This window comes from Bacillus sp. cl95 (assembly GCF_900115925.1).
GTDB lineage: Bacteria > Bacillota > Bacilli > Bacillales > Cytobacillaceae > Neobacillus_A.
The window spans coordinates 132,477-158,673 of the sequence record NZ_FOYF01000003.1 but is presented as its reverse complement, the minus strand read 5'-3'; the positions used below and the strand labels follow the sequence as shown (position 1 = coordinate 158,673).

At 38.3% G+C, this 26,197-nt stretch carries 29 protein-coding genes; 5 read left to right on the top strand and 24 right to left on the bottom strand.

The genetic code is table 11. The features are described from left to right. Nucleotides 1–41: 41 nt before the first annotated feature. The 11 genes from BMZ31_RS09835 to BMZ31_RS09790 form a co-directional block, all read right to left on the bottom strand. Nucleotides 42–647, bottom strand: coding sequence for a hypothetical protein (locus tag BMZ31_RS09835; protein ID WP_090831571.1), 606 nt, complete (start codon nt 645–647; stop codon nt 42–44). A 20-nt stretch (nt 648–667) separates the two neighbouring features. Then, entirely contained in the window at nt 668–1,324 is a 657-nt protein-coding gene (locus BMZ31_RS09830) for a M50 family metallopeptidase (RefSeq protein ID WP_175478064.1), read from the bottom strand. Nucleotides 1,325–1,453: 129 nt separating this feature from the next. Then, nucleotides 1,454–1,843, bottom strand: a complete 390-nt coding sequence (locus tag BMZ31_RS09825) for an NUDIX hydrolase (protein ID WP_090831569.1) — start codon at nt 1,841–1,843, stop codon at nt 1,454–1,456. A gap of 65 nt (nt 1,844–1,908) precedes the next feature. Continuing rightward, nucleotides 1,909–3,030: an IS200/IS605 family element RNA-guided endonuclease TnpB gene (gene tnpB / locus BMZ31_RS09820; protein WP_090831568.1), complete on the bottom strand. Its 1,122-nt coding sequence runs from the start codon at nt 3,028–3,030 to the stop codon at nt 1,909–1,911. Between the two features lie 94 nt (nt 3,031–3,124). Next, nucleotides 3,125–3,295: a hypothetical protein gene (locus BMZ31_RS20305; RefSeq protein ID WP_175478063.1), complete on the bottom strand. Its 171-nt coding sequence runs from the start codon at nt 3,293–3,295 to the stop codon at nt 3,125–3,127. 43 nt (nt 3,296–3,338) lie between these two features. Next, complete coding sequence (locus BMZ31_RS20725; RefSeq protein WP_254778724.1) at nt 3,339–3,638, bottom strand: CPBP family intramembrane glutamic endopeptidase; 300 nt, start codon at nt 3,636–3,638, stop codon at nt 3,339–3,341. A gap of 697 nt (nt 3,639–4,335) precedes the next feature. Further along, nucleotides 4,336–4,725, bottom strand: coding sequence for a cytochrome-c oxidase (locus BMZ31_RS09810; RefSeq protein WP_090831567.1), 390 nt, complete (start codon nt 4,723–4,725; stop codon nt 4,336–4,338). A 129-nt stretch (nt 4,726–4,854) separates the two neighbouring features. Beyond that, nucleotides 4,855–5,286: a VOC family protein gene (locus tag BMZ31_RS09805; protein WP_090831566.1), complete on the bottom strand. Its 432-nt coding sequence runs from the start codon at nt 5,284–5,286 to the stop codon at nt 4,855–4,857. A gap of 237 nt (nt 5,287–5,523) precedes the next feature. Next, nucleotides 5,524–6,114 (bottom strand): molybdopterin-dependent oxidoreductase, encoded by a 591-nt coding sequence (locus BMZ31_RS09800; protein WP_090831565.1) that lies wholly within the window; start codon nt 6,112–6,114, stop codon nt 5,524–5,526. Nucleotides 6,115–6,390: 276 nt separating this feature from the next. Then, nucleotides 6,391–6,798 (bottom strand): SdpI family protein, encoded by a 408-nt coding sequence (locus tag BMZ31_RS09795; RefSeq protein ID WP_090831564.1) that lies wholly within the window; start codon nt 6,796–6,798, stop codon nt 6,391–6,393. Between the two features lie 364 nt (nt 6,799–7,162). Then, complete coding sequence (locus BMZ31_RS09790; RefSeq protein WP_090831563.1) at nt 7,163–7,366, bottom strand: hypothetical protein; 204 nt, start codon at nt 7,364–7,366, stop codon at nt 7,163–7,165. A 409-nt stretch (nt 7,367–7,775) separates the two neighbouring features. On the opposite strand from BMZ31_RS09790, the gene BMZ31_RS09785 reads away from it, so the two are divergent. After that, on the top strand, nt 7,776–8,282 hold the full coding sequence (locus BMZ31_RS09785) for a GNAT family N-acetyltransferase (RefSeq protein ID WP_090831562.1): 507 nt from the start codon (nt 7,776–7,778) through the stop codon (nt 8,280–8,282). A gap of 66 nt (nt 8,283–8,348) precedes the next feature. Here the strand turns inward: BMZ31_RS09785 and BMZ31_RS09780 are convergent, their stop codons facing one another. Then, entirely contained in the window at nt 8,349–10,523 is a 2,175-nt protein-coding gene (locus BMZ31_RS09780; protein WP_368086639.1) for an ADP-ribosylglycohydrolase family protein, read from the bottom strand. A gap of 13 nt (nt 10,524–10,536) precedes the next feature. Between BMZ31_RS09780 and BMZ31_RS09775 the strand changes: the two genes are divergently transcribed. Beyond that, complete coding sequence (locus BMZ31_RS09775) at nt 10,537–10,767, top strand: hypothetical protein (RefSeq protein WP_090831560.1); 231 nt, start codon at nt 10,537–10,539, stop codon at nt 10,765–10,767. Here the strand turns inward: BMZ31_RS09775 and BMZ31_RS09770 are convergent. The 4 genes from BMZ31_RS09770 to BMZ31_RS09755 are packed head-to-tail and all read right to left on the bottom strand — an operon-like array spanning nt 10,764 to nt 14,504. Then, a complete protein-coding gene (locus BMZ31_RS09770) occupies nt 10,764–11,912 on the bottom strand; it encodes an ADP-ribosylglycohydrolase family protein (RefSeq protein WP_090831559.1) in 1,149 nt (382 codons plus the stop codon). The genes BMZ31_RS09775 and BMZ31_RS09770 overlap by 4 nt on opposite strands. Nucleotides 11,913–11,929: 17 nt before the next feature. Beyond that, nucleotides 11,930–12,820 carry a ribokinase gene (gene rbsK / locus BMZ31_RS09765; RefSeq protein ID WP_090831995.1) on the bottom strand — a complete coding sequence of 297 codons (891 nt, stop codon included), beginning with the start codon at nt 12,818–12,820 and terminating at the stop codon, nt 11,930–11,932. A 12-nt stretch (nt 12,821–12,832) separates the two neighbouring features. After that, nucleotides 12,833–13,144 (bottom strand): DUF4387 domain-containing protein, encoded by a 312-nt coding sequence (locus tag BMZ31_RS09760; protein WP_090831558.1) that lies wholly within the window; start codon nt 13,142–13,144, stop codon nt 12,833–12,835. Then, nucleotides 13,128–14,504, bottom strand: a complete 1,377-nt coding sequence (locus BMZ31_RS09755; RefSeq protein ID WP_254778722.1) for an acyclic terpene utilization AtuA family protein — start codon at nt 14,502–14,504, stop codon at nt 13,128–13,130. The genes BMZ31_RS09760 and BMZ31_RS09755 overlap by 17 nt, the downstream gene beginning before the upstream one ends. Before the next feature lie 499 nt (nt 14,505–15,003). Between BMZ31_RS09755 and BMZ31_RS09750 the strand changes: the two genes are divergently transcribed. Next, nucleotides 15,004–15,648, top strand: a complete 645-nt coding sequence (locus BMZ31_RS09750; RefSeq protein ID WP_090831557.1) for a TetR/AcrR family transcriptional regulator — start codon at nt 15,004–15,006, stop codon at nt 15,646–15,648. Beyond that, nucleotides 15,635–16,906, top strand: coding sequence for an MFS transporter (locus BMZ31_RS09745; protein ID WP_090831556.1), 1,272 nt, complete (start codon nt 15,635–15,637; stop codon nt 16,904–16,906). The genes BMZ31_RS09750 and BMZ31_RS09745 overlap by 14 nt, the downstream gene beginning before the upstream one ends. A gap of 178 nt (nt 16,907–17,084) precedes the next feature. Here BMZ31_RS09745 and BMZ31_RS09740 read toward each other — a convergent pair whose 3' ends face one another. The 4 genes from BMZ31_RS09740 to shc form a co-directional block, all read right to left on the bottom strand. Beyond that, entirely contained in the window at nt 17,085–17,882 is a 798-nt protein-coding gene (locus BMZ31_RS09740; RefSeq protein WP_090831555.1) for a hypothetical protein, read from the bottom strand. A 223-nt stretch (nt 17,883–18,105) separates the two neighbouring features. Further along, entirely contained in the window at nt 18,106–18,189 is an 84-nt protein-coding gene (locus BMZ31_RS21040; protein WP_368086645.1) for a putative holin-like toxin, read from the bottom strand. Between the two features lie 100 nt (nt 18,190–18,289). After that, complete coding sequence (locus BMZ31_RS09735) at nt 18,290–18,934, bottom strand: hypothetical protein (protein ID WP_090831554.1); 645 nt, start codon at nt 18,932–18,934, stop codon at nt 18,290–18,292. Between the two features lie 38 nt (nt 18,935–18,972). Further along, nucleotides 18,973–20,838 (bottom strand): squalene--hopene cyclase, encoded by a 1,866-nt coding sequence (shc, locus tag BMZ31_RS09730; protein ID WP_090831553.1) that lies wholly within the window; start codon nt 20,836–20,838, stop codon nt 18,973–18,975. A gap of 120 nt (nt 20,839–20,958) precedes the next feature. Here shc and BMZ31_RS09725 point away from each other — a divergent pair, with 120 nt between their 5' ends. Further along, on the top strand, nt 20,959–22,026 hold the full coding sequence (locus BMZ31_RS09725) for a DUF2515 family protein (protein ID WP_254778720.1): 1,068 nt from the start codon (nt 20,959–20,961) through the stop codon (nt 22,024–22,026). A gap of 103 nt (nt 22,027–22,129) precedes the next feature. Here the strand turns inward: BMZ31_RS09725 and BMZ31_RS09720 are convergent, their stop codons facing one another. The 4 genes from BMZ31_RS09720 to BMZ31_RS09705 all read right to left on the bottom strand — a co-directional run bounded on the left by BMZ31_RS09720 (nt 22,130) and on the right by BMZ31_RS09705 (nt 26,172). Then, nucleotides 22,130–22,948, bottom strand: a complete 819-nt coding sequence (locus BMZ31_RS09720) for an STAS domain-containing protein (RefSeq protein WP_090831551.1) — start codon at nt 22,946–22,948, stop codon at nt 22,130–22,132. A gap of 454 nt (nt 22,949–23,402) precedes the next feature. Beyond that, complete coding sequence (locus BMZ31_RS09715) at nt 23,403–23,840, bottom strand: VOC family protein (protein WP_090831550.1); 438 nt, start codon at nt 23,838–23,840, stop codon at nt 23,403–23,405. A gap of 408 nt (nt 23,841–24,248) precedes the next feature. Next, nucleotides 24,249–25,112, bottom strand: a complete 864-nt coding sequence (locus tag BMZ31_RS09710; protein WP_175478062.1) for a LysR family transcriptional regulator — start codon at nt 25,110–25,112, stop codon at nt 24,249–24,251. Nucleotides 25,113–25,266: 154 nt separating this feature from the next. Further along, nucleotides 25,267–26,172, bottom strand: a complete 906-nt coding sequence (locus BMZ31_RS09705) for a DMT family transporter (protein WP_090831548.1) — start codon at nt 26,170–26,172, stop codon at nt 25,267–25,269. Nucleotides 26,173–26,197: the final 25 nt, after the last annotated feature.

Below are 26,197 nucleotides of genomic sequence, written 5' to 3'. Positions count from 1 at the left end.
CCCCTTATTTTGAGGGGGTTTTACATTTATTATAGGATTGCTCAATGAATCTTTTCCTTTTCCAATTCATCCAGATAATGGACAGCGGAAAGTAATTTGATTCCTCTCAGCTTAGGTATCTGCAATTTCACGATCTTTAGAGCTTCCTCTATATGCCCATATGTTCGTTTTTCTTCAGCTTCTATCAAAATCCGATATGTTTCATTATTGATTTTTGGTAAGCACTCTCGATATGTATCATAGTCTCTTTCTTCAAGGGCAATGGCTGCACGATAATACCATTTCACATAATTGTCTTTCATCTCAGAGATGGCTTGTTTTGCTTCATCATAGCGCTTTTGTTTAGAAAATATCATCACTTCACCAATTCGGCGATGTACTTTTGATTTCACTTTCATCAACGGTCTTTCTGCGCTTTCCAGATCATCGTGAAAAATATGATATAAAAACTGAAGATAAGCTTGTTTGGAATTTTTTAGATAAAGGACCATCTTTTCTGTATCTTTTCCAAATAACAGTGGATTTCTTTGTAAAAGTAGAATATAAAATCCACAAAACAAGATGATTCCCGTGATCCAGGGTGAAATGTTAAAAAACCCTAAAACAAATGCTACTAAAAATAATAATACATAATAAAGAAAAATCATCCCATGTCCTCTATTCTCTTTTATCTTTCTAATCTAAATATGCCCTTTTTCAAGCCAAACCAACAAAACCAAAGTGACTGAAGCATGAAAAAAATTCCCCAGACTTGAGCTGGTATGAAAATGGTAGAGTGTGCCAAACCTGTTGCATCCCCCGCAGAAGCAGGTTGGATGAAGCTTAGAAGTAAAATTTCAAAAGATGAAGTAAGGGACTCAACAAGTAGGACTGCAGCAATCAAAAGTAAAACGGATTGATTAAAGTTCTGTGGTGCTTTCCATACCATCAGTAAAAAACCAGCACCAAATGTAATCAACCAGAATATCCCATAAAAATTCCGTACCCAAAACACTAAATTCATAAAAATAAATCCGAGTAAAATAAACATAAGAAGCTTGTATTTCCGTTTACCAATCAACCAGAAACAAATGAAAGCAAAAAAGGAGGAAAAAACATAACCGGCAATTCCTGTGAAGAACCCCCCGAACCACGAAGTATGCGTGGTATATGTTACCCCTTCAGTATTCACAAATAACCCAATCTTTTGTACATCTCCTCCAATTAAGGCAATAAGGGCATGTCCTGACTCATGAATCAACGTATTAATAACACCGACATAATTGCCGAGTATCGGAATGTTAACGAGTATCACCGCCAGCGAAACAAATAGAAAAAATTTCATACTTGTGTTGGTCCTTAGTAGTTTCAAGTACTTCCCCTCTTCCTTCCTAACAAATAACTTATCCCCTTCATACGTTTTACAGGTTAAGAAGTTTCAAAATAATATAAAGCTGATTTTCTTCTATCTTTATTATGATGCAGTACATGCATCAAATATTTCTTGATAAAGAGTATTCCATTTGTGGTGATACTGAGAGACTAGATTTGGATCTATTAGAATTCGTTGTGTAGATTCATATTGTGCATCAAATCCATGTAATTGATCAACCGACATTTTATAAAACACCTGATATCCCACCTTAGGATATTTACCATCTTCTATCCAATCATTATTATCACTGTGGTCCACAATGATATAACCTAAAAGTTCACAATGACCCTCTACATACGCTTCTTCTAAAGTTTCTCGTTTGAAGCATGCTTCTGGTTCTTCTCCTAATTCAATATGACCTCCTGGAAAATCCCAACCTCTATCCTTTAAATCGACCAATACCAACTTATCTTCTTGAACTACCCCCACTTACTCACTAACGTTCCTTGAAGTGGGGGATTCCTAAGTACAGGGTTCTATCGTACCTTAATTCATTAGGCTATCCCTGTCGTTCCGACAGTTAGAAGTCTTATGGCTTCGTTCTTTAGATTTTGTCCTGCGTTAATATCTCTTTGGTGATGTGAGTCACAAGAAGGACATTCCCACTCACGCAAATTGAGGTTCTTAACGTCTTTATTTTGGTATCCACAACACGAACATAGTTGGGAGCTGGCAAATGTTTTTGATACGACCACCACTTGTTTGCCGTACCATTTTGCCTTGTACTCTACCATCGTTCTGAATTGTGACCATGATACTTCGCTAATTGCTTTAGCGAGTTTGTGATTTTTCAACAAATTCGTTACTTGCAAATCTTCGATTCCTACAACATCGTGATTTTTGATGATGTAGGTGGAGATTTTTTGCAAGTAGTCGGCTCTTGCATTCGTAATGCGTTCGTGGATCCTTGCCACTTTGACACGTTGTTTATGCCAATTAGATGAACCTTTTGTACGTCTGGAAAGAATACGTTGTGTTTTTGCTAACTTTTCTTCTAAAGTGCGAAACCACTTTGGATTAGAAAATACTTCACCTGTGCTTAGAATTGCAAAATCTTTCAGCCCAAGATCTACTCCAACAGAAGAACCTGTCTTTGCAAATGGTTGAATTTCAACTTCTGCAAGAAGGGAAACAAAGTATTTACCACTGGAATTTCGTCTTACCGTAGCAGAGAGAATACGACCTTCTGCTTCACGACTTTTCGCAAAGCGAACCATACCGAGTTTAGGTAATTTGATTTTGTTGCCTTTGATGGCAATATTTCCGTTTGTCTGCTTGGTTGTGTAGGATTGCACTCTGTTCTTCTTTGACTTGTAACGTGGGACAGCGTTCTGCCCTTTGAAAAATCGAGAAAACGCATCTGCGAGATGTTTCAGCGTGGATTGTAACGAGATACTATCTACTTCTTGCAACCATGTTAACTCCTTCTTTAGATGTGTTAATTCTGCTGAACATGAGTTGTAAGTCAAACCTTTACCTGTTTCATTGTAAGTGTCATTCCACCGTGCTAAAAAGCGATTGAATACAAACCGACTACACCCAATCGTTTTCGCAATTAAAACTTCTTGTTCTTTATTTGGATAGATACGAAATTTATATGCTTTGTTCACTAACACTGGTACTCACCCCCTCGCTTTAATACGAATGTATGTTCTCATTATATCATAAGGGGAATATTTTGGCTAACGCCAACCGACATTTATCTCCCCCTTATCGTTGGGCATAGCCCTTCACACGATTGAAGAGGGAGTCTTCTGTCGGAAAATGATAAAAACAAATGCCGTGAACACTTGTAATCTTAACTCTATCTGGAAGCTGAGTACTAGCTTTCCATGTTAACATCACCCTTGATTGTCCCCAGTCTACAAATATAGTTTTCATATTATCTATACACCTCAAAAAATGAACTTACCTGGTAAAGAGCTTAAATAATCCATCCATTCAATACCATCCCGATATTGATGACAATATGAAGAAGGATTGCTGGATAAATACTGTTGGATTTTAACACTACTATGGAGTAAAAAAGTCCCCCAAAAGCAAAAAGCAAACTAAATATAAGAGGAATTCCGATGGAAATATGGTAAAGACCAAAACCAAGACTCGTTATGATGATTGCATAAAAAGAAGAAACATATTCTCTTAGACCAGAAAGTAAGATTCCTCTCCAAATGAACTCTTCAAGAGTAGCATTTATGAAAGAAAAGAATAATGCAAAAAGCAATACTGAATCTATATCGGTCTCTTTTAAGAAAAATGGAGGTATTAGAATAGTGAAGGAAAATAAAAAAGAAATTAATAAAAAATACGATAGCCTAATAGAATGGAAAGGCAATGAAATTCTTCTAGACCATTCTGGTATTTTTGTGAAAAATGTGATTCTCCGCTTGTTCAAGATTTGAGAAAAGATCATAGCCAAAATAATGATAATAAGCAGACAGCGATTAAGCAGGATTATTAACTCTTTTGTGATTTCCAAGTCTCCTAATTGGTTGCTAGCAATCTGAAAGAATAGGAAACCCACGAGAAAAGAGTTCAGTAATGAAGACAATAATCGATATTCTTTATGAAAAATATAGTAAATGGAGTTCATTAAAATAGTGAAAAGAGCAAAAATCCACATTTCTAATGAAGTCACTATAATACCGATGAGAAAGGTCAGTGAGACTAATGATAAAAAAATCTTTTCTTGTATGCGTATGAGAAATCCTCTCCTCCCATTAGATATTTTGAACATAATATCTTTTCCTTATTTTAACATAACTCTTCATTAGATTAAGTTAAAAGAGTTTTCTATTTGTCATTTTTGGGGCCACTCTAGTGCGGTTTGGTTTCTAAATACAAAAAAACCGAGAATAAACCCTTAGGTTTTGTATTCTCGGTTGGAATGGCATATATCCATACATCTATTCACGATTAGTTTAGCCTGCTTGCTTACTCTCTTCTCCAGCCTTCACATTCTTCAAGACATTGATCGCAAACAGGATAATACCAATGATTAGTACTGTAGATCCAACTGCTACTGGAATGTGACCGTTTTCATTTCCAGAAACAAGTAGTGCTAGCCCGACCATCATGATTGGTAAACAAATGTTGTGAATCCAGAAATGCACTTTCGCTAATGTGGTTTCAGCTGCTTTAGGAAATACAACATAAATAAGTCCGAAAAGGGTCATAGCCGTCCACCCAAGTAAATTGATATGGACATGGACCGGAGTGAAAGTGAAAACTTCATTCATCGACATGTACATCCCTAGACACACACCAACGACAAAATACACGACGGAAATCTTAATAAACTTCACGCCCATTGTTTCCTCCTCCTTCATCTTAGGAAATAAGTCCTTTCACTAATAAATATGTGAAAAATTAGTAAATAAGACCTGATTTAGTTGGAAGAAGGATAGGGGAAACAGGGATTAGACTTTATTTAATATCGCCTATTTATTTTCATTAGTTTCAGTTGAGATTTGCCAAGATACCCCAAATTTGTCGGTTAGTTGACCGTATAATGGACTCCAGAAAGTTTCCTGAAGTGGCATTGTTACTTGTCCGCCATCTTCTAATTTACCGAAGACTTCTCTAGCTTTTTCAACGTTTGAAATCATAATAGCAATCGTTACATTTGTTCCAACTTGGTGTGGTTGACCTGGAAATGTATCAGATATCATTAAATATGTACTACCCACTTTTAAGTTTGCATGCATAATGCGGTCTTTTGCCTCTGTTGGAATCGGATATTCAGGACTCTCAGGCATTTCACCAAAAGTTTGAATACCAATTACTTCTGCATTTAATGCGTTTTCATAAAACTTTACTGCTTCCTGTCCGTTACCATTTGTAACCAAATAAGGATAAATAGCTAATACCATGAGAACACCTCTTCATTTTATTTTTCGAACAAAAAGAGAACTTATGTTCGTTTTTATTTTACCATGCCATTCGAATTTTTGCAAGAATCTTAAGAATAAATTTTCTGAACTTTCACACCAGAACATAATTTCCTCACTTCTCCAATTATTAACGGTCACTAATTACTTCATACCTGTCTATTGAACAAAAAAGTAGTATGGTTTCAATGCGAGACCATACTACTTTTCCACGTAATATTAACGAAATCTTTCTTCTTTAAAAGGGTTGGCAGCCATTGAATAACCAAACTCCTCCCAAAATCCTTCTTCATCTTCCTTCATGAATTTGATACCTGAAACCCACTTGCTCCCTTTCCATAGATAAAAGGTTTCCGGTGGTATGTAACGCACTGGATAGCCATGCTTTGGATCAATATTTTGCCAATCGTTTTTGGCATCTTTCCAACGAAAAACAAATAATGAATCGTCTCCCATAAGTGGCTCAAGCGGAAGATTGGCTGAATAACCGAAACGATCACCATTATAATATCCATAAATCTTCACATACTTTACATCATCTTTGAGCTTCACAAGCTTCAATAACTCACTTAGCGCAATCCCCTCAAACGTGGTTCCAAATTTTGACCAAGTCGTTACACAATGCATATTGATCGTCGAAACACTTTTAGGAAGTTCCATGAATTGGTCGTATGAGAGTGTTACTTCTTCCTCGACTTCACCAAATAAGAGAAAGGTCCAATATGTTCTATTAAATGAATAAACATCACCTTTATGAAGAATCGGCCACTTTTCCGTTTCAAATTGTCCAGGTGGCAATATTTTTGTCATTCCCTCCACCCACTCTCAACTTTTAAAATTATCTTAATGATAAAAAGCCGAAGAGGCAAGCCAGAATATTCTAAAACAAACAATATATTGATGGAATGTGCCAAGAGGAAACTCAATTCCCCCAGATAGAGATCAGCTAATAGAAAATTATTCTCTCAATGGACTGTTTTCAATAACCAACTTTCACATAGATTCCGGCATAGTGGAAATTTTCCTCTAAGCCCATTTCTTCTTCATTTACTTTTTTATTTATACACCCGATTGTTGAAAATAATTTCAAAATTTCTTTTTTAATTCTTTTTCGATAAACAAAATAGGAATTAACAAACAAATCACTCCTACCCCTAAATTTATCAACGTAATAACATCCAAAGAAAAAGGCAAAATCAATAGAAACAGATTCCCGATTGGAATTAAACTGATACCTATTCGGAGGGAATACTTCCCTAACAATTGTTGTGCATAATCCCAAGCTTCTTGAGAAGACATAGAACGTTGAGTACGATAGCCATAAAAAAAATTAATTTGTTTTGGAGCTTTCAATTTAATAAATACTCCAATAATAATCATTAGGATTGGAATTAAATAAATGGTGAAATATGAAATAACAATTTCCACCCCATCACTCCCTCTAGAATTGTTACTATATCTTTTATATTCAATGTTTGGATAGCTTAAATTCAAATATTATTAAACACTCCTACTACCTTTGTTGAATAACAAATTTTCAAAATCTTTATTTTTAGCTTATCATAAAAGTACTGATTACCTTAAAAAAATCCATCATATTCAGGATTAATACATTTCCCTAATCACACATAATTCCCATACCCTCCAATAATTATTTCTGCCCTTGTTAACATATATGTAAATGAATATAAGATTTAGCAACAAAAATTTAGATTATCGTTGATATAACACTAAAAAACGCACTGTGAAATCCAGTGCGTTTTGATTTGATATTTACTTGTTTGCATCTCTGAAGTAAACCCGTTACGACATATGTCAGTGGTTTCAAATGATTACACTTCGATCAATTCTAGATTTTTCACCCTCCAGCAGTAGCGACAATATAATCAATGGTGGATGGCAATTCCAATTCAGGCTCCGCACTGCAATATTGTTTCACACTTCCGTGCCCCCCAAGAAAAATAGGTTGTTGGAAGCCGCTAAGCGTTGATCTTCTGAGTTTGATTTCTGTATCTTCCTGATAAAAAGTGACTTTTGTAAGTTCATTGGGTTGTTTATACATGCTGCCTTCTCCTTTCTATTTTTCAGACTATGATAAAGTACATTGTTGATTTTCTGCAGTTCGTTGATTGGAGTGGAAGGCGCTTGACTCCTGGGGGATTAGCGTTACAGACGAGACCCCGCAGGAGCGATAGCAACGAGGAGGCTCGGCGAACGCCCCCAAGACGAATTTGCTCTTGAAAAAGCCGGCATTAGGGTTTTTCAAAAATTCGTACCGGAAAGCAAGCGACGGGAGCGGAAATCAACAGACAATTTTTACATAGCTATTTTTAAAAATCGAATGACTCTCATGTTACCTCTTTCTATTTCCGCTCCTAATAGATTTAAACGGGATTCTATGGAATGAAATGAACTTGTAATATTACTGACAAACTCTCATAATTAATTAACAAGAAGAATAAGAGGGGGTTATGAACGTGATTAGATTATTAAGGGCTGACGATGCAGCTGCCTACCAGAAGCTTAGGCTTGAAGCCTTAAAAAATCATCCAGAAGCCTTCGCAGCAAGCTTTGAAGAAGAAAATGAATTCAGTTTAGAAGTTTTTGAGAGTAGACTGTCTTCAGAAAACGTTTATACTTTTGGAGCTTTTGATGGCACTGAACTATTTGGTGTGGTAACACTCGTGCCTGAACAGAAGAAAAAACTAGAACATCGGGTCAACCTCGTGGCCATGTACGTATCACCTGAAAAGCGTGGCCTCTCTTTTGGCAGGAGACTCGTGGAAGCCGCGATTTCGAAAGCTCAATCACTCGTTGGTATCAAACAAATTCATCTTGGCGTTACTTCATCCAATGAAACGGCAAAGAAACTATATACCTCATTAGGATTTACGATTTATGGTCGAGAAATAAACTCTTTGAAAATTGAAGACCAATTTTTTGACCTTGAATTAATGGTTTTATTTTTGAAGAAATAGATTTTACATCGTGTCTGTCTGCTGACAGGCACATTTTTTTCATACAGACTTAATTGACCTTTACATTCACAACTCCTTAACTCTAAAACTATGAATCACTGTTTCACCTTTTTCCAAACAAGCGAAACCATACATACCATAAGAAAACGTATTATCTTCAAAATTCAATATCCTTTCCCCATTAATACAGAACTCAATCTCTACACCTTTGCAATTAACCTGAAACTCGTATGACTTATGGTGATCCCACAGAAAAGGAATACTTTTCAGTCTGCGAAATCCAAAGTCATTCATTATTAACGATACTTTGTCTTTGCCATCAAAACCGACTAGATATTGGCGTTGGATGCCCGGAGCACGCACAATTAAAAGATGGCTATGACCTGATGTTGGCTCAATAAGAACGTCAAGCCTCACATCTTTTGTATAGTAATTTCCCGTAAACGAATAACACTCATCTTCACAAATACACCTTAAAGAGTTTCCTTGTAACATCCACTTTCCCTTATGATGTGAAAAGGGCGTAACACTAAGGAACTCCTGAAATTGCTTTGAAAAATCAATCGTGTATTTCGCTTGACCATAGATGTGAAAATTATCTATATAGAGCGTTCCTAAGGCTCGACTGTTTAGGCGAGATGGACTTTCGACCATATAACCAATTTCATCGATAACAGCTCCTTTCGTATCCGGAATCACAAACGTGATATCATTCCAGGTTCGATCTGCAAGCTTAATCGTATGCAGCATCATGTCCTTTTTAGTAAAAGTATTTCTGACATAGGGAGTGATTAATATATCTGCTCCTTGCCATTTATCCAAATAAATCGTCGCCTCGACAATCTGTCCACTATACGCTTGCGGTGAAAAAACAGGTTTGTACTTCTCATCACTGAAGTCTGACGAGCGATAAAACGGCTTATAGAAGATTTTACTTCTATTCCCTTCTACCATTCGGTCAAAAATCACTTCAAGTGACCCTTCCCCGATTGTGTCACAATGACGAATCAGCGTTTTAAATGCATTATTTGTACGAAACCCATGGGTCGAACCTGGTAAATCGAAATTGAAGTAAATTTCTCCACGCTTCACTGACTCCTGCAGCTTTTTTGGAGTTTTTTCTCCAGCAAGTCGGTACCCAAGAAGTACCACTTCTTTTGAAAAAGTAGGAAGATCGACGATATTCAAATAGCCAGCCACACTTGAGGTAATCACGCAATCATTGATCGGCTTCCTATAATGTTCAGGAATCTTTTCAATCCCATTTAAAACCCCAACGATGGAACCTACACTTCCTGCGTTACAATCGGTATCCCAACCACACATCGTTGCGATTTCAATAGTTCTCGCAAAATCACCTTCTCCGTATAGAAGTGCCAATACACAAACTCCAGCATTGGGAATGATGTGACAAACGCCAGTGTATTTGTCATAACCCCAATTCTCGTGCAAAAAAGTTAGACATGCCCGAAATTCATGAGGATTCTTCTGATGAAACCCCCTTACTGCATGAACAACTTGCGCATAAGTTGAATCTTTTGGAATCACAGATAACCCTGTTTGTAAAATCTCACTAATGGATGTTGCTTGAAAAGCTTTAGAAATACACGCTGCGATAAATCGAGCCCCGTATACCCCGTTTCTGTCATGGGATACAGAGGCTGCTTTTCCAGCATATTCCGCCGCTTTATCAATACGATTTGGGAACAGCCATCCCCATGTGTCAATAAAGATTTGCCCACCAATTTGTTCGGCCATGATTTCGCCATTCGTTACAATGGATCCCGATTTCGGAGCAGGGATGCCTTTTACAAGATTAGTATAGGCACGATGCTCTGTGCTGATATCTGCACCACCCCACCAAATCATACCAATGCCTTCCCGGCAATAATTGAGCCATGCTTTTGCCACATCACTTGGCTCGAGCTCACGATCGACTGCATCGTCATAGAGAGCTCTCATAAAGAAGACAGGTCCGTTAACATCATCATCAGCTGAAAATGTTTTATACTCTTTCAAATACCCTTTCACATCTCCAAAAATCCGTTGAATTCTATCTGCCGTCCATTCCGTGGGCTCTACCGGGGCACCTAGTCTAATGCCCGCATTCATTCCAAGAAAACCGGCATATACTTTATCCAAATAGTTTTCGACAATCAACTGATCACCTCCAATCATTTGACTTGGAAAATGCTGTTCTTTACCAAAGATCAACTGTATAATATAGGTAAAAAATACCATAAGGAGGGAGATAATGACTTTTAAGAGTTTATTAGTTACCTTAAGTGCCCTCGTGCTCACAACTGGAACTTTATACTTAATAGGACACACCTTTACTATTCCAGCTTTGATGTTTAGCTATGAATCAAGTAATAGCACAGCAGGTTTCGATATGACAGCCGGTTCCTTCTTACCTTTAATCATAGGGCTAATTGTAAGTTTCTTCGCTGAAAAATTTTATTCACATAAGCTCGCTAAAAACTAGAGTATCGTCCTTCTTTTTTCGTGAAGGAGAATATCCTTTATCATCATTTCCTCTGCGAGGTTTGTAAAATCCGTAGCAATTTTTGAAAAATCCATGCGGTTGTGATTCTCAAGAATAAGTATATCTTCAGCTTTAATGACTTTATCGCCGTACATGGCACCCAAAATAGCACCGATCATCACGCCAATCGAATCGGTATCGCGGCCAGAATTGATGCCATCGTATAGGGACTGATAGTAATCTCCATCATTGAACACGATAAACGCGAGTGCGAGCGGGAGTTCTTCTATAGAGAATAATCGGTTGGGAGTATAGTGATTGGAAGCAACGCCAACTTTTTGGATATGACGATGGACATCATTTTTCATGGGAGAATAGGTTGAAATGGCTGAGTGGAGAACATGTATCACTTCATCCATTTCAGCTTTTTTTGTGCGAAGTTCAATTGCAGCTCTAGTCAGGTCTTTTATGGCTTCTTTTGTTCCATCCTTGGCATGTAAAATAGCCGTTTTCACAATTTCTTCAATCGTAGCCCCTGGCTCTAACGCCTTTGCCACACAGGCCGCAAAGACACCAGCCGCTTCTAAACCATAGCTGCACTGATGTCCAGAGGCAAACAGGATGGCCTCGTTATACGCCGATCTCGCATCACCTGCATTGACAATACCCACGGGAGCCATATACATGGCGGCTCCACAGTTGACCATATTGCCTAAACCGCCTTCCCTTGGTTCGCAATTGGCGAGGACATGACGAATATAAATATATTTTTCAGGGTAAAAAAGCCGGTCAATCAGAAATGTTTCCTTATCCAATTCGGGAATGTAAGTTTTCTTAAATGCTATTTCTTTTACAAAATCTTTACTCATATCATATGCATCCAAATGACGTCTTAGGCGTAAATAAACATTCACAAGCGCATTTGTCATGAGCGTATCGTCCGTGACAATTCCATGTCCCCGTCTTTTCCCAAGGGTCACATCTTCTCCTAATCCTGCTTTATACCATTCCGTTCGTAATGATTCAACTCTCTCATAGCTTTTTTTAATCTCATCATAACTTAGCTTTTCTACGGGTGCTCCAAGTGCATCTCCAAGCGCTACTGAAATCAAGACACCTTTTACTTTTTCTGAAAAAGTAACGATTCAAAACGCCCCCTCTTTCAAGAACTAGCATAGAACTGAAGAACCTCTTCTCTTGTCGGCATCCCCGCTTGTGCACCTTTCTTCTTTACCGAAAGTCCTGCCGCAATATTTGCAAATTGAATACTTTCCCGCAATTCTTTTCCCTCGGCAAGTGCAGCCGCAAAGGCTCCGGAAAAAGTATCACCTGCACCTGTCGTATCTACCGCTTCAACTTTTAAAGCTGGAACACAAACAATTTTCTGGCCGTCTGAATAGAAAACACCTGCCGTACCTTTTGTAATCAACAACTGATTGGGATGAGTAAAAAGCAAATCTTCCATTTTATCAACCGAATTCATGACAACTTTAAATTCGTGCTCATTAGGCGTCACATAAGTGATTTTCTCAAGTAATTCTGCCTGAATGGTTTGTGCTGGTGCCGGATTCAGTACGATTATTTTTCCATGATCAGCAAGCTTCGGAACCAAATATTCAAGCATACTGACGGGTGTCTCTAGCTGGAAAACGAAAATATCATGCTTAATCATTTCATTAAACATTCTTTCAACATATTCCCTGTCAGTACATTGATTTGCGCCTGGGACTACAAGTATCCGATTTTCAGACTTACTCAATTCGATAAAAGCGGAACCGGTCGCGATGTTCTTCACACTTTGTACAAATGAAATGTCGACAAACTCTTTTTCCATTTTCTTTTTAAAAATATCGCCTGCATCATCATCTCCAATGCTCCCAAACAATGTGACGTCTGCCCCGAGCCTCCCTGCCGCAACCGCTTGATTGGCTCCTTTGCCTCCAAGAGCAGTAAATGACTTCTTAGCGAGAACAGTTTCACCCACATTCGGGAACACGTCAGTTTCAATGAAATAATCCATATTGATACTTCCAATAACCGCGATTTTCTTCATGTCATTCATCACCTAATCCACTTCAATATTCATTAATGGCGCATGCTGTTGCGCTCCATAAACATCACGGTCTCCTACAGTTCCAGAAGAAACATTTCTCAGAATAGTAATCTTTATTCCAAGCGCCTGGTCAAAAAACACAAGATGCCGAACTTCTTCTCGTGAAACTCTATATAGATTACAAATGGTTTCGAAATTTATTTTATCCGATTTCTTCACCCGCTGATAATTATCTTCGTGATCAAACAGAATATCCATCGTCAGCTCAAAAGGACCTGAATTTTTGCTTCGTAATACTTTTGCCAGTTCAAATAATCTGGTCATCTTTCCCTCCAGTCAAATACTCAATTTGAAAAGGAGAATCTTGAATCTCCATTAAATGATAAACCGAAAATTCATAAACTGGTCCAAAATCAATATCACTCGGCGCAAACGGAAAGGCTAGATTACCTGCGGTAGATTTTCTATTTTCATATCCAAAATGCAGGAGTGTCGATCTTGCTGTTGCACAGATGCTCGAAGCAAGCTCCTGAGTTTTGGCAACCACTTCAAGTACAACACCTACTTCATGACCTGAAAAGGAAGCCGGTTCACGTTCCCCAAGGACTCCGTTCATGCCATAATTAATAAAATTTATCTTGTAATCTTCCTTATGAATTTCTGGATAGTATTTATGGACTTGCACGATTACTTCATTTTCTACCACTGTTAGAGAATCTAGAAGTATCGGATCACGAATTCCAGCGATCGTAAACGTTCGATAAGCGACACGCCGAGCGCCTTCTAACTTAATCTGATAAACTTCATTTTTGATGAATCTGCTCTTTGTTACTTCTACTACACCATTTTCTTTTTCAATAAATTCACAGTTTTCGAGATCAAGGGTAAACCCTGGTCCTCTAAGCAGAAACGGATGTTCTTTTTCATAAAAAGTATGTGCAGCCACACTAACAGCTGTACATTTCCGCTCTGGATTGAGTGCTCTCACTATGAATGATTGGTCTTCGATGATTCCTAGCATACAATCCTTGGTCGTTCCAGGTTCCGCACAGAGGGCTCCACATTCTAATATTTTACCAAGGTGATAGGCAAGTGCAGGATCCTTGCCGTGAAAAATTCCAATTGCTGCAAAAGGAGATGGATCATAAGCACGCCCGCAAATGATAATTTCAGCTCCATTTTCTAAAGCTTTGACGATTGGTTCATGTCCCATTTGCGCTACAACACCATTTGTTTGAGTAATTGTCAGTTCATTAAGATGTGGAACATTTGGGCTAAGCGGAATTACTTTTCCTCGCTTATTAGCATTCAACACCATTTCATTGGGGATGTCTGCCCATATAACCGCCATTTTTGCAGAAAGATGTTGCTCCTTTAGTATTTCTTGGATTATTTCTAAAGTCCACTTTACGTGTGGGCGAGCTCCAGCTCCACCTGCCGAACCTATGATAATAGGGATCTTATTCCTCAGTCCGTTCACCAAAATATGCTGTAAGTCCTTCTTGGTTGCCCTCCTACTTACAATACCCACACCGGCTCCGAGTTTATGTGGTCCCGCATCAGTCGAGCCAGCGTCTACTACGATCGCATGTGGTTCATGAGCCATTCCCTCTAAAAAAGAACTCTCGGGAAATCCATAACCTAGCATGCCACATGGTGCCAAGATTTTGATTGGTTGACCCACCCGCTCACCTCCTTTCTACAATTTATGTATGAATACACCGTTTCATAGCTATTCTTTTTGTAATGGACAGCTACAGTTCCTACTTTATTCTAATAAATAGGAAAGGTAATTTTATCCAACACCAAGATTTGAGTTTGTCCTTGTTTTATGGTGGTATATAAAGAATGTAACGCCAATACCAATTGAAGGGACTGGGAAGCGATGATTCGAACAGCAGCGACTTCGGAATTTGGCAGTTCAAGGGAAGGTACTTTTGCTCTCAGGGCGAAAGCGACACTGGTGTTCAACCGATGGACTCAAGATCGATAAGACCCCAGAAGCAATAAGCACTCCCCCCCAATTCCTATTTAAGGAATGAAGAAAAGCGTGAACCTATAGGTTTACGCTTTTTTTCATGTTTGTTTTATAAATTTTCCCCAAAATATAGTTGCAAAACTGACACTGGTGTCATTATAATAAAAGTGACAAGGATGTCAGTTTTATTTTGGAGGTACAGCGTATGTCACCAAAGCTTTCTCAATCTGAAAAAGAAAAACGTCGGAAGCATATTATCGACTCAGCTATTGAAGTATTTAAACTCAAAGGTTTTGAAGCTGCAACCATGAAGGATATTGTCGATCAAACTGGAAACAGCCGTGGATGGGTCTACCTTTATTTTTCCAGTGTAGAAGAAATTTTTGAAGCTATGATCAATGACATAGACAATGAAACCATTGACGAACTAGGCCATTTCATTACTTTGGATATTCCTGTCTGGGAATCGATTGGCACGCTGTTTGAAATGCTTGAAAAGCAGTTGTATGAAGAAGAAAATACCCTATACGTCGCGATTTATGAGTATTTCATAGGTGGTTACCGAGAGCCAAAGCGACGTGATTTTCTTAAAGCGAGATACAACCGTCAGAATCGAATTCTCATGAAGCTTTTAGAAAAAGGCGTGAACAACGGAGAATTCAGGTCGGACACACCGATTTTGGTACTCGAGAAATTGCTTATGAGCTTCTGGGAAGGTTTAATTCTTCATAGTACAGGAGTTGGAGTGGAAAACTTGTATGTGAAAGAGCAGTTCGCCCTTATGAAAAAGATGTTGGCAAGTGTAGTATTTGAAGAAGTTCGGGGAGGAAATGATAATGGGGATTTTTAAAAACGAAATATTTTCGAAGCTATTTGCGGCAGCCTTTGCATCACAACTTGGTTCCACCGTCGGAAATATGGCATTTGCCTTTTACTTGTTAGACCGTTTTAGCAATCAACCATCATACGCTACGATTGCTGAAATGATGTATTCACTACCAATACTTTGTGTTTTCTTTCTTGTAGGTGTGGCCGCAGACCGTTTTGACCGCAAGAAAATTGCTGAAAACTCAGACTGGATTCGCGCTGGCCTAACTTTAGGTTTAATCGGAGCGATATATGCAGATTTATTGTTTCTCACATTTTTCATCTTGTTTATCAGAAGCGCTGTTTCGAAATTCTTTGCACCAGCAGAAATGAGCATCCTCCAGGGAGTCCTTGATAAGGAACAATACATGCAAGCATCAGGTATCAACCAGGCTGTCATGGGTATATTCATGCTCTTTGGTGTCGGGCTAGGCGCACTATCTTATCATTATGTAGGAATTCTTGGCTCCATCACCGTAGATCTTCTCAGCTTTATCATCTCAGGAATCCTCATTCGTAGCTGTAACATTCCACTAGAAGTAAGACTTCCGAACGGAAAAACCAGATTGAAAAAATTAAACGTTAAATTTGTCCTCTCTGATTTTGCCCAAGGCTTCAAATATATCTTCAACTTCAAATTATTACGTTCAATCGTTTTAGGTTTTCTCGTTTTTGGACTCATTAACGGCGGCTTTGCGGTATTGCCACTCTTTACAATGAAATATAAATTGGCACCAAACGATTACGAAAAATATGCGAGTTTATTTTCAGTTTTCTTAGGTATTGGATTTATTGCCGGTAGTGCGATTGCCAATACACTTATTCAAAAAATCAAAAAGCATCGCGTCATCATTTGGGGTCTGATTTTAACAGGAGGTTTCACCGTTCTGCTTGGAATGATTAGCAATCCGTGGATCTATTTCGCAATCATTTTGTTCATGGGTATTGTAATTGCTCCCGTAAACGTCGCTTTATCAGGGTGGATGACCGAGCTGGTCGATCCAAAATTCATGGGCCGCGTCTCTGGTTGGGTCGACCCACTCATGATGTTCGCTCAGTCATTGGCACTAGGCTTGATTGCTGTTTTGTTCCCTGCCTTCTTTACGGTTGACGCCATGTATTATGGTATTGGAGCACTCATGGTTGGTGTTGGTGCATATTATTTACTTGTACTTCCGCAGTTTGTGAATCAACAGGCTTCAATTTCACCTGTGAATGCGCCTGTTGCAGAAGAAGCATAGGTTTTGTTTCATGGCTTTGTGACATTGGCGTGTCAGGCGCGAGTAGACTCGAGATTTGCGCGAGTAAAATGTCAATTTACACAAGTAAACCGTGCAGTTACAAGAGTAAACCGTACATTCACACGAGTAAAGTTATGTTGCCATTCCCACAAGAAATAACGCGCTGGCCATCAGCGCGTTATTTCTTATCCAAACACTGTATTTCCGGCGTCATTCTTATTTGTTTCCAACTGCCATCACTTCCCTTTCGAAATTGAGCGATTTCCACATCGGTTCCATTCGTCAATTCAAAGAAAATGAAAGTATAATCCGCGCCATCTGTACCGTGAAAGTAAATATTTTTAACATATCCGTTCTGAACCATAGCATAATTCTTCTTAATTAATTTGCGCCACCAACCGTACTTCACACCGACAACTGCTTCCGCATCATGATCCCAACCATGATACGGTGCACAAAGAAAATCTTCTGGAAACTTCTCTATATTTGTAATTCGATAACCTAAGGGAGTCTTTGCAAGTTTAATAAACCCATAGTAATACCCAAAATACTCAGCTTGCTTACCTGACATGCCTTCGATGGTTTCGATTTCATAAAAATATTTAATCCCACGCCTACCGTCTGGAATGCGCTTTAGCTTAATCAGACTTGTGTGACCAATCCCCGAAAACGAAGCCAAATATTCATTATAGCTTAATCTCTGTTTATACTCCTCTGATAAAAAGTTATACGCAATCGGAAAGGGCAAACGTGCCTCGCCAATGGAACCACAAGCACGCAAATCGAAATTCTCAGCTTCCCGCAAAATGCTAAAATAGTTCAACACAGTTTCTTCAGGTGTTGCAGTCAATTCAAGTGGAAGCACGATTTCATTAGGAACCTTCTCATAAAATGGCAAGAAAAATTCAGATGTTCTTAGTCTGGTGTTCAATGCAGGCAGACAGGAAGGTCGAAAATGTTTTTCTCTTGTTTCCACGTTCATCACCCCATTTTTCAGTTTATTTGAGAAACTGAAATGGGTGCCAATGGATTATGTGTTTCCTTTTTGTTGAAAAATGGTATAATAAAATCATAATAAGGCATAAATTAAAAAAAGCCGAACATGTTGCTGCATGTTCGGCCATACAATAGATGGTCCCTCTAAGGGGATCGGCTATTTTTAGGGGATAATCCACCTGAGCCGTTAACTCAAGGGTGGATTATTTTTTTTGGTTAAACGACAGGACTGCAACGATGAGGCTTGTAAACGCAAACATTGCCATCAAAGATTCGAAAACTGTCATACGGCATCACCCCCTTTCAAGCGGGATGAGCCGACCACCCTTGAGAAAACCGATTCTATTGTTCTTCCATTATATCACGAACATACATTTCTTTCCTCTATCAAAAGTAGTGATTCATCTTTGCCATCACATCTTTTAATACTTCCACAGACTTGAGAGAATCATCTTCATACTCCATACTATGATTCACATCAGCGATAAGCAGCGCTTCAATATTATCTTTTTCAGACACCTTCTCAAATCTCTCTTTTATAAAATAAGGATCTTGATCACCGATTAAACAGAGTGCAGATTGATGGCTTTGTACCATGCTTTCATACACAATATCTCTACTTAATAATGGAGTCATCCATACCGCCTTCGCTTCACGAAATTCTGGTCGTTGCAACTCCGAGCCCAATCCAATCGTTCCAATCGATTTTGCCACCAAACCATATTCTTCGTAATTCGTTTCACTTAATACCTTATCAATTACCGTCTTAACATCAAATTGGATGGCTTCCACGATATCCTCATAAGTAAAGGTATCATATGCCTGAGAGTTATATTGATAATTGATATGAAGGACATCATACGATTTATTTAGTAAAATGCCTGTCGTATAGTGAAGTAATGGTGCCTGAACGGTGTATCCCGCCCCCGGCATAATGATACCAAGTTTCCTAGATTCCTCTGATTTCTTTAGAAGGACATACGAGATACTCATATCCTGATAACCTATAACACTACCCTTTTCTACGCGCACAGCACAGACACCCTCTTTTTACCATTTTTACAATTATCTCACAAATATTTCCTTTTGTAATGTCCTAAAGTCATGAGCGGGAAAAGGTAACGATAACTATGATAGTGGATATATAATCCGCCAGCCATCCCTTGACCAACTGGATATTCTGCCGTCCAATCGTTCTTAGAAAGATTAAGCAATAAATACTCCATCCCCGCTTGAATTTCTTTTGTGGGATGATCGGAAACTGCCATTAAGCTATCAAGTGCCCATGCAGTATGAGTTAGATTACTAGCACCGAGTGGGACATATTTTTTCTGAATATCGCTATGACACGATTCACCCCAGCCCCCGTCCGGATTCTGAACTTTCTTTATCCATTCAACCGCCTTCATAACACTACTATTAGTAGATGAAACACCGACTGCCCTCAGTCCGGTCAAAGCCGCCCATGTACCGTAAAGATAACAAATCCCCCACCGGCCATACCAGGATCCATCCTCTTCTTGATGATCGATTAACCATTGAACTGCCTTCTTAATAGAAGAATGGGTTTTTGAAAGATTCGTATAAGTTCCAAGAAACTCAAGTGTCCTTCCCGTTAGATCTGCACATGTTGGATCTGAAAGGAGGAATTCTCCCTTTTCTACGGGAATAAATTGCAGCAGTTTACTATTTTTATTTCTCTCAAAGGCTGGCCAGCCACCATCCGCATTTTGCATGGAAAACAACCATTTTAACCCGCGGTCCCAGGCAATCTTATAACTTGGCTTTTCATGCACTCTTTTCGCGAGGGCTCTTAATGCCGCAGTCGTGTCATCCACATCGGGATTCATTGTATTCACGTCCGAAAAACCCCATCCACCTGGCACACCATCACGGTTATCTTCGACCCAATCTCCATACTTCACGTGTTGATGTTGCAAAAGATAACGATTCGCGCTCTTAATCATCCGATCTTTCGGGGATACCCCCGCAGATTGAAGAGCTGTGCTTATCAGACCCGTATTCCACACGGATGCAGTTGTAAATTGAAGATGAGTTCTCCCTTTAATCGTTGTTTTCATTGGTATTAACCCTTTTATCGCATGTAAGATCAAAGGGTCATTCTTTTTAAACCCTAGCGAAAGCAACGCGAAGATCATCAAGAATGTCGAACTGAAATAACTATATAAAGTCCCATCAGGCTCAATACGCTCTATTATATATTGCTTTGCGCGTGCGGTCGCAAGCTCGTTAAGCTGTTCGGGTAATCCCACCAAACTCTGGATTCCTTTTTTTATAAAAGAAGTGATGGAGCGCCATTCATCAAAATGCTCTTCCCTTACTTGATGCAAGGACAATTCGGCTAGATTAGGACTTTTTTCCGTCACGAAGCGAGGTTTCCGATCTGCAAGAATCATCATGGGACAAAGGTTCACACGTCCATACACAGAAAAACTGTAAAAGTTCAGCGGGAATGACTGTGGCAACAATATCATTTCGATGGGAATAGGAAACAAAGTCGGCCATGACAATTGACCAGTCAGGCTTAATAGCATTTTAGTAAACATATTCGCTTTGTCCAAACCGCCGTTTGCTAAAATGAACTTTCTTGCAGCCACAAGCCGAAGATCATTTTTATCAAAATACCCGGAATAGCGAAGTGCGTAATAAGCGTCAATTGTGGCAGTCAGATTCCCATCACCTTCGTCGTGGAAAAGTTTCCACGCTCCGTTTTTCTCTTGCTTGGAGATCATGCGATCAGAAAGCTCGCGCACCAAAATTTCATCATTTATCTCCAGTGTCCTCAATAAGATAATCATATACGCGTCCGTTGATATTCCCGTTTCAAAAGCATAATTCCAGGAACCATTGGGAGACTGATCCTGCCTTAATTTTTCTCTAATCCTATTGATAGCACCTTCTATATTCTCCTTCACCCCGTCCACCCTCTCCCAATTTCTTTACTAAACATTCATATTCTCAGGTTACCCAGAGCATTCATCAAGGAGGGGGTCACAATCTTCTGGAAAAATAAAGATCCGTTACCGAAACCACTTTTGGAAATCAAGAAATTTTTAATAGGCAAAAAGGTACCTTTACAGCTCACCAACGAGGAACAACAATTAGTTTGTGAAATCCGCGAAAAGACAGCTGAATGGAACCTAAATAATGTGACCCGCACAAGGGCTTACCTTGATTATTATAAAAGTCACCCAGAAATCCATTGGGCATTTCTTGCTCATATGGTCTCTCGAAACGGTGGCTGGAACATGACAGATTTGCGCGGAGAATTTTTAGAAAGGTTGATGAGTGAAAAAGAGCGTGTGACTTTTTTTACCTTCTTAGAGCGGGCAAACTGGCTTATTTTTCAAGACGCCTATCCACAACTACTCCTTTACGAACACTCCTTAAATAAGCAAAAGAATCTCTTTCATCTCCTTCCACATCTTGGAGTTTCGGTATTTATGGAGGCCGTTTGGAACTATACATGGGATTATCCCGATTCTGCAATATTAACGGCCTCTTTGATTGTGAATGAGCAAAACTATATCGAAAAACGATTGATTCATTCTGATTCATTTAGCAATATCTCGGATTCACTTGCTTTTATGATGCAGGATGTGCTGTCACTCAATCATGTGATATTCCCCACCTATGAACAATTATTAGGTATGACGGTACATCACTTTGAAAATTTGAACGAAAGAATCAATATCGGAAAAAAATTATATCTTCTGCTATTTGAAAATGTTGGGGTGTTGAATAGAGTTTATAAGTGGGCGATAGACCACCCTCACACAGGTTCACGAAAAGATTACTCGCCACATCTATTTAATTCGGTAAAAGAACTTCTGCCTTTCAGCTATTATTTGCCTCGACTACACGAATGCCAAATACGGACCGGTGCAGCTAGATTTTATAGTCCTATGCTAGAATTTGCTTGGAAAAATCAAAAGCATTCAGATGCAGAGAGTGGTGATTGGTACGTGGATTGGCGCGTTGTACACCTTTTGAAGAAATGTGAGGATAAAATAGATGGCAACATTCAGAGTGATTATTGTAAAACACTTCATCAACTCGAGCTGGCTACCCTCGCTAAGAAAGCGATCGGTTTACTGGCATAAAGTCCGAATTTCCCCACCTTGCACAAGTAGTCAGTATGTACAATAACACACAAAAAAAGCGTTTGGATTCAAACGCTTTTTTTGCGGTAACAGGACTTATCTATTACATATTTAATATAGCTTGTTGTACAGTTCCAAAGGTTTGGAAGGAAGAAAAATCAATACCTGCACTTATAATGCTTACAGCCAATTCAGGTCTAATACCAGTAAACATTGTATTTACTCCAATAAGGCCCAAAACATCATTAATGGTAAATATTCTCCTTGCTACATCACTATCAATCTTTGCTATTCCCGAAAAATCGATAATGAGACAATTCGTATTTAATTCGTTAACCTTAGGAATGACACTGTTCATAATATGTTCATACCTATCCAAGTCAATTTCCCCAATTAAAGGAAGTATAGCCAGACCATTTTGAAGAGGTACAATGGGTGAAGACAACTCAGTAATAATCTTTTGATTTTTCTTATTATTTTCATTAGCTAGTCTTTCACGATCAATCATCGTTTCCGTAATACTTAAATCAAGCAGATAACTGAGACGGTTATTCACTTGAACAACTTCCTCGAGAGAAAGACCTTCATTCTTAGAAATTTTGGTAAGCATCTCAGTTAAGTGAAGTCGAGTATCTGCATAAGGTTTTATGAGCCTCGAGATATCATCGAAACTAAAATCATATTCCGTTTGATCTGTATTTTTCTTATGCCACTCAATAAATTTCTCTCTTACTGTCTCATTAGATAGATACAACGAATTCCCTAAGAACACTAAAAATTCTTTATTGGTGTTTATTGATTTTTCTACAATTTCAATTGGCAACTCAATCTCTAGTTTCCCTAAATTATAATCAACAATTTCTTTACTAATTGATTCAGCATTTTGAACCAAAAATTGGGCATAGCTTTCAATTGGATTCACTGTTTCAGCTCCTAAGTCGTATATCTATGAAATCATATATGAAGCTATATAAGTTGAATAACATATCAATAGAATGACAACAAACTAGTTTGTAAACTCTCTCATTCTAAATTATACCATCTTTTTAGACGCAAATATTTTACTTCGCCAAAAAGTTTTATAAATCCTGATTTTTCTTATTATTATCCAGCTGGAGCTGCACACCCTTCCATAATAAAACCCCTGTTAGATTACAGGGGTTTTTTTTATGATTGATTAATGCTTGTTACATATTGAATATGAGGATGTATATGAAATCAGTATCCATTTCATTAATAATTTTTTTTAGCTAATGCCCCCGTTTGTCCCAAAGGCGAAAGAACGTAAGCCCATTAAAAAGACAGCCGTCCAGTGAAATATCAGTATGTTTAGTTAAGCGAAAGTGTTTCTATATATATGTCAGCATATCGTTTGTTTATTTGATTTTCTCAGCCAACTCTAAAATAATTCCCTCAGGACCACGAACGTAGCATAACTTATAACTTTCTTCATATTGCTGTATTTCACTAAAGATTTCCGTGCCTTTCTTTTTCAATTTTGCAACAATAGCTTCAATATTTTCAACAGCAAAGCAAATATGTCGGATACCCAGCGTATTTGCCAAAGGTTTCTGAATATCTGTTTCATCTGACGGCGTATAAAATTTGACTAGCTCTATCCATGCCTGACCATCTGGCATCCCCAATCCTACACATGCCGTTTTAACATTATTAAGCCCAACTATTCGGTCCAACTGTTCTCCATCCAATTCCCATTCCGCTTGCACTTCAAGTCCTAAATCAAGAAAAAACGCTTTAGCCTCTGAAAGATCATTTACGTTTATACTCACATGATCTATTCTATTGATCTTCATATCTCATACCTCCTTGAGATCAAGTGCTCATCCCAGAATTATTCAACAAACTTATTGCAAATTCCTGTCACGATTTTTAAATAAGCACTATACAGCGAATTTTGATAAGCATAAACTATCGTAAGTATCTGTCATTTCAACCTCGTTCCCATATTAATATATAAAGGAATCCGGGAGGTTTCAATTATCAACATTTAGCTTTAACACAGCCAAAAAAAAAGAAACAAGATGAATGTATTCATGAAAAATTAAGATACAGCTTCGTAATAAATGAAGACTAGGAAAGCAACTCTTTATGAGATACTTTACCTGAATGATCTCCTACTTCCAATGACTAAACATTTAATACATATTTAATACTGTTCTTCCAATTTCCCATTCATGTAATCCTCAATTAGAAATCTAGTCTTAGAAATTTTGTTCAAATCGCTCTTTCGAAATTCCAATGAGTTCTCTTGCAATCTTTTTAAGAGATGGTTTGAACAATATATCCACGCTTCGTCCTATTTTTCCCTGGTAAAATGGTTTGATCATTACAGCTTCATTACGAATATTTTTTGAAACCATTCTTGGCAGGATCGATGAACCGAGCCCACTTGAAACGAAAGAAACGATGGATTCATTTGTCTCCAACTCGATCGCAAGCTTATAATTCAAATCATGAGTTTTACAATAATCTTCAAAAAATGTCCTGATATCACATGGGTGCTTATGGAGAATCAAGTTTTTCTTGATAAATTCCTCCATGCAAACCTCTGAGCCTTCTTCCCCATCAACGGAAGCGCCTATAAGCGCATCATACGGTTCCCAAAACAAATTTTCCAAAATTATATTCCGATTTGGGGATGCATCTTGAACGAACACAAAATCAGCATGATTATTTTCTATAAGTTGGACAAGGTCTTCCGTCGTATCTCTAATGAATAATTCAACTTTGTATTTATTGTTCAATTCATTTACAATGGCTGGCAGAAAAAAACTGCCTATACTTGGTAAAGCACCAAGCTTTAGAGTATTTTTTTCCGAAAAACGGTCCATTTCAGCTGATAATTCTTCTGCAGACTTCAATAATTGGGTTGCCTTGTGATAGAGGTGTCGGCCTGCTTCTGTTAATTCATTGCCAGTGGTTTTTCTAAGCAACAACTCACAATTCAGGTCCTTTTCTAGTTGACCAAGCTGTTTTGACAAGGCGGGTTGGGAAATATACAGTTTCTTAGCAGCTGAAGTCATGCTGCCTGCATCGATCACACTAACAAAATACTTTAAATGCATGAGCTTTAGCATAAAGGATTCAATCCCTTTTCCATATTATTAGTAAATTCTACCACAAACTTTCAAGGAGAATCATAAGTTTAAGTCTAAAATGACAGAAGTTAATAGAAAAAACGAGATAAAGCGAATTGCCTTATCTCGTTAGAATTCATAACTATGCTCTTTTATTAACTGGTGCATACCTTTTTGGGAATAACTCTGCAGGATTGACGCTTACCAATAAGGAAGAAAAGATAACGATCACCATTCCAAACCATTGTAAAAGACTTAGATGTTCACCTAAGAAAATAGCTGATAGAACGACAGCAAACACTGGTTCGAGCATGCTCAAAATGGAAGCTTTCGTTGCACCTACCATTTGAAGCCCTTCAAAGAAAAAGAAGAATGGTAATACAGTAGATATTAAGGCTAGGGACAGAATAATTCCCCATCCTGATACCGTTTCCGGTAAAGAAATCGCTGAAGATTGAAAACCCATTGCAAATAGACCAACTGATGCGAACAAACTGATATACATCGATTTAAGTAATGAATCATCATTTGCTGTATATTTATTACTGATTAAGACGAAAAAAGCATACAGGATGGCTGATGAGAAAGCGTACAATGTACCTCTCATGTTAAAACCATCACTGATTTGCATGACCAGTATGAGCCCTATTCCAGCGGCCACTAAGGAGAAGCCCTTTTGAAAGGTTAATACTTCTTTACCGAGCAAGATCGATAAAAGCATGACAATAGCTGGATATGTATATAAAACTAGGACAGCTACTGGTACTGAAACCAATTTAAATGACTCATATAAGAGAGTTGACATCGCAGCATATCCAATCATACCAAGCAGTACAAATAGCAGGGTTTGCTTTACATTTACTTTAAAAGAAATCTTACGAACGAATAAAAAAGCGGCAAATATCAACGCCGCTATCAGGAAACGAAATGACAAGAGTGTGTCAGTGTTTATTCCTTGTGAAGATGCAATGGTCGCGATCATTCCCATTGCTCCGAACCCAAGTGCTGATATTAAAACGAATAATGTTCCTTTAATCTGGCTGTTCAATTTTCTCACCTTATTTAACCCTATA

Excerpts from the sequence above, each read along its gene's own strand:
- BMZ31_RS09715 (WP_090831550.1), bottom strand. The coding sequence starts at position 23,840 with ATGAAGATCAATAGAATAGATCATGTGAGTATAAACGTAAATGATCTT.
- BMZ31_RS09745 (WP_090831556.1), top strand. The coding sequence starts at position 15,635 with ATGGGGATTTTTAAAAACGAAATATTTTCGAAGCTATTTGCGGCAGCC.
- BMZ31_RS09785 (WP_090831562.1), top strand. The coding sequence starts at position 7,776 with ATGAACGTGATTAGATTATTAAGGGCTGACGATGCAGCTGCCTACCAG.
- BMZ31_RS09780 (WP_368086639.1), bottom strand. The coding sequence starts at position 10,523 with ATGGTATTTTTTACCTATATTATACAGTTGATCTTTGGTAAAGAACAG.
- BMZ31_RS09790 (WP_090831563.1), bottom strand. The coding sequence starts at position 7,366 with ATGTATAAACAACCCAATGAACTTACAAAAGTCACTTTTTATCAGGAA.
- BMZ31_RS21040 (WP_368086645.1), bottom strand. The coding sequence starts at position 18,189 with ATGACAGTTTTCGAATCTTTGATGGCAATGTTTGCGTTTACAAGCCTC.
- BMZ31_RS09800 (WP_090831565.1), bottom strand. The coding sequence starts at position 6,114 with ATGACAAAAATATTGCCACCTGGACAATTTGAAACGGAAAAGTGGCCG.
- BMZ31_RS09750 (WP_090831557.1), top strand. The coding sequence starts at position 15,004 with ATGTCACCAAAGCTTTCTCAATCTGAAAAAGAAAAACGTCGGAAGCAT.
- BMZ31_RS09830 (WP_175478064.1), bottom strand. The coding sequence starts at position 1,324 with ATGAAATTTTTTCTATTTGTTTCGCTGGCGGTGATACTCGTTAACATT.
- BMZ31_RS20305 (WP_175478063.1), bottom strand. The coding sequence starts at position 3,295 with ATGAAAACTATATTTGTAGACTGGGGACAATCAAGGGTGATGTTAACA.
- BMZ31_RS09710 (WP_175478062.1), bottom strand. The coding sequence starts at position 25,112 with ATGCATTTAAAGTATTTTGTTAGTGTGATCGATGCAGGCAGCATGACT.
- BMZ31_RS09810 (WP_090831567.1), bottom strand. The coding sequence starts at position 4,725 with ATGGGCGTGAAGTTTATTAAGATTTCCGTCGTGTATTTTGTCGTTGGT.
- rbsK (WP_090831995.1), bottom strand. The coding sequence starts at position 12,820 with ATGAAGAAAATCGCGGTTATTGGAAGTATCAATATGGATTATTTCATT.
- BMZ31_RS09775 (WP_090831560.1), top strand. The coding sequence starts at position 10,537 with ATGACTTTTAAGAGTTTATTAGTTACCTTAAGTGCCCTCGTGCTCACA.
- BMZ31_RS09805 (WP_090831566.1), bottom strand. The coding sequence starts at position 5,286 with ATGGTATTAGCTATTTATCCTTATTTGGTTACAAATGGTAACGGACAG.
- BMZ31_RS09835 (WP_090831571.1), bottom strand. The coding sequence starts at position 647 with ATGATTTTTCTTTATTATGTATTATTATTTTTAGTAGCATTTGTTTTA.
- BMZ31_RS09760 (WP_090831558.1), bottom strand. The coding sequence starts at position 13,144 with ATGACCAGATTATTTGAACTGGCAAAAGTATTACGAAGCAAAAATTCA.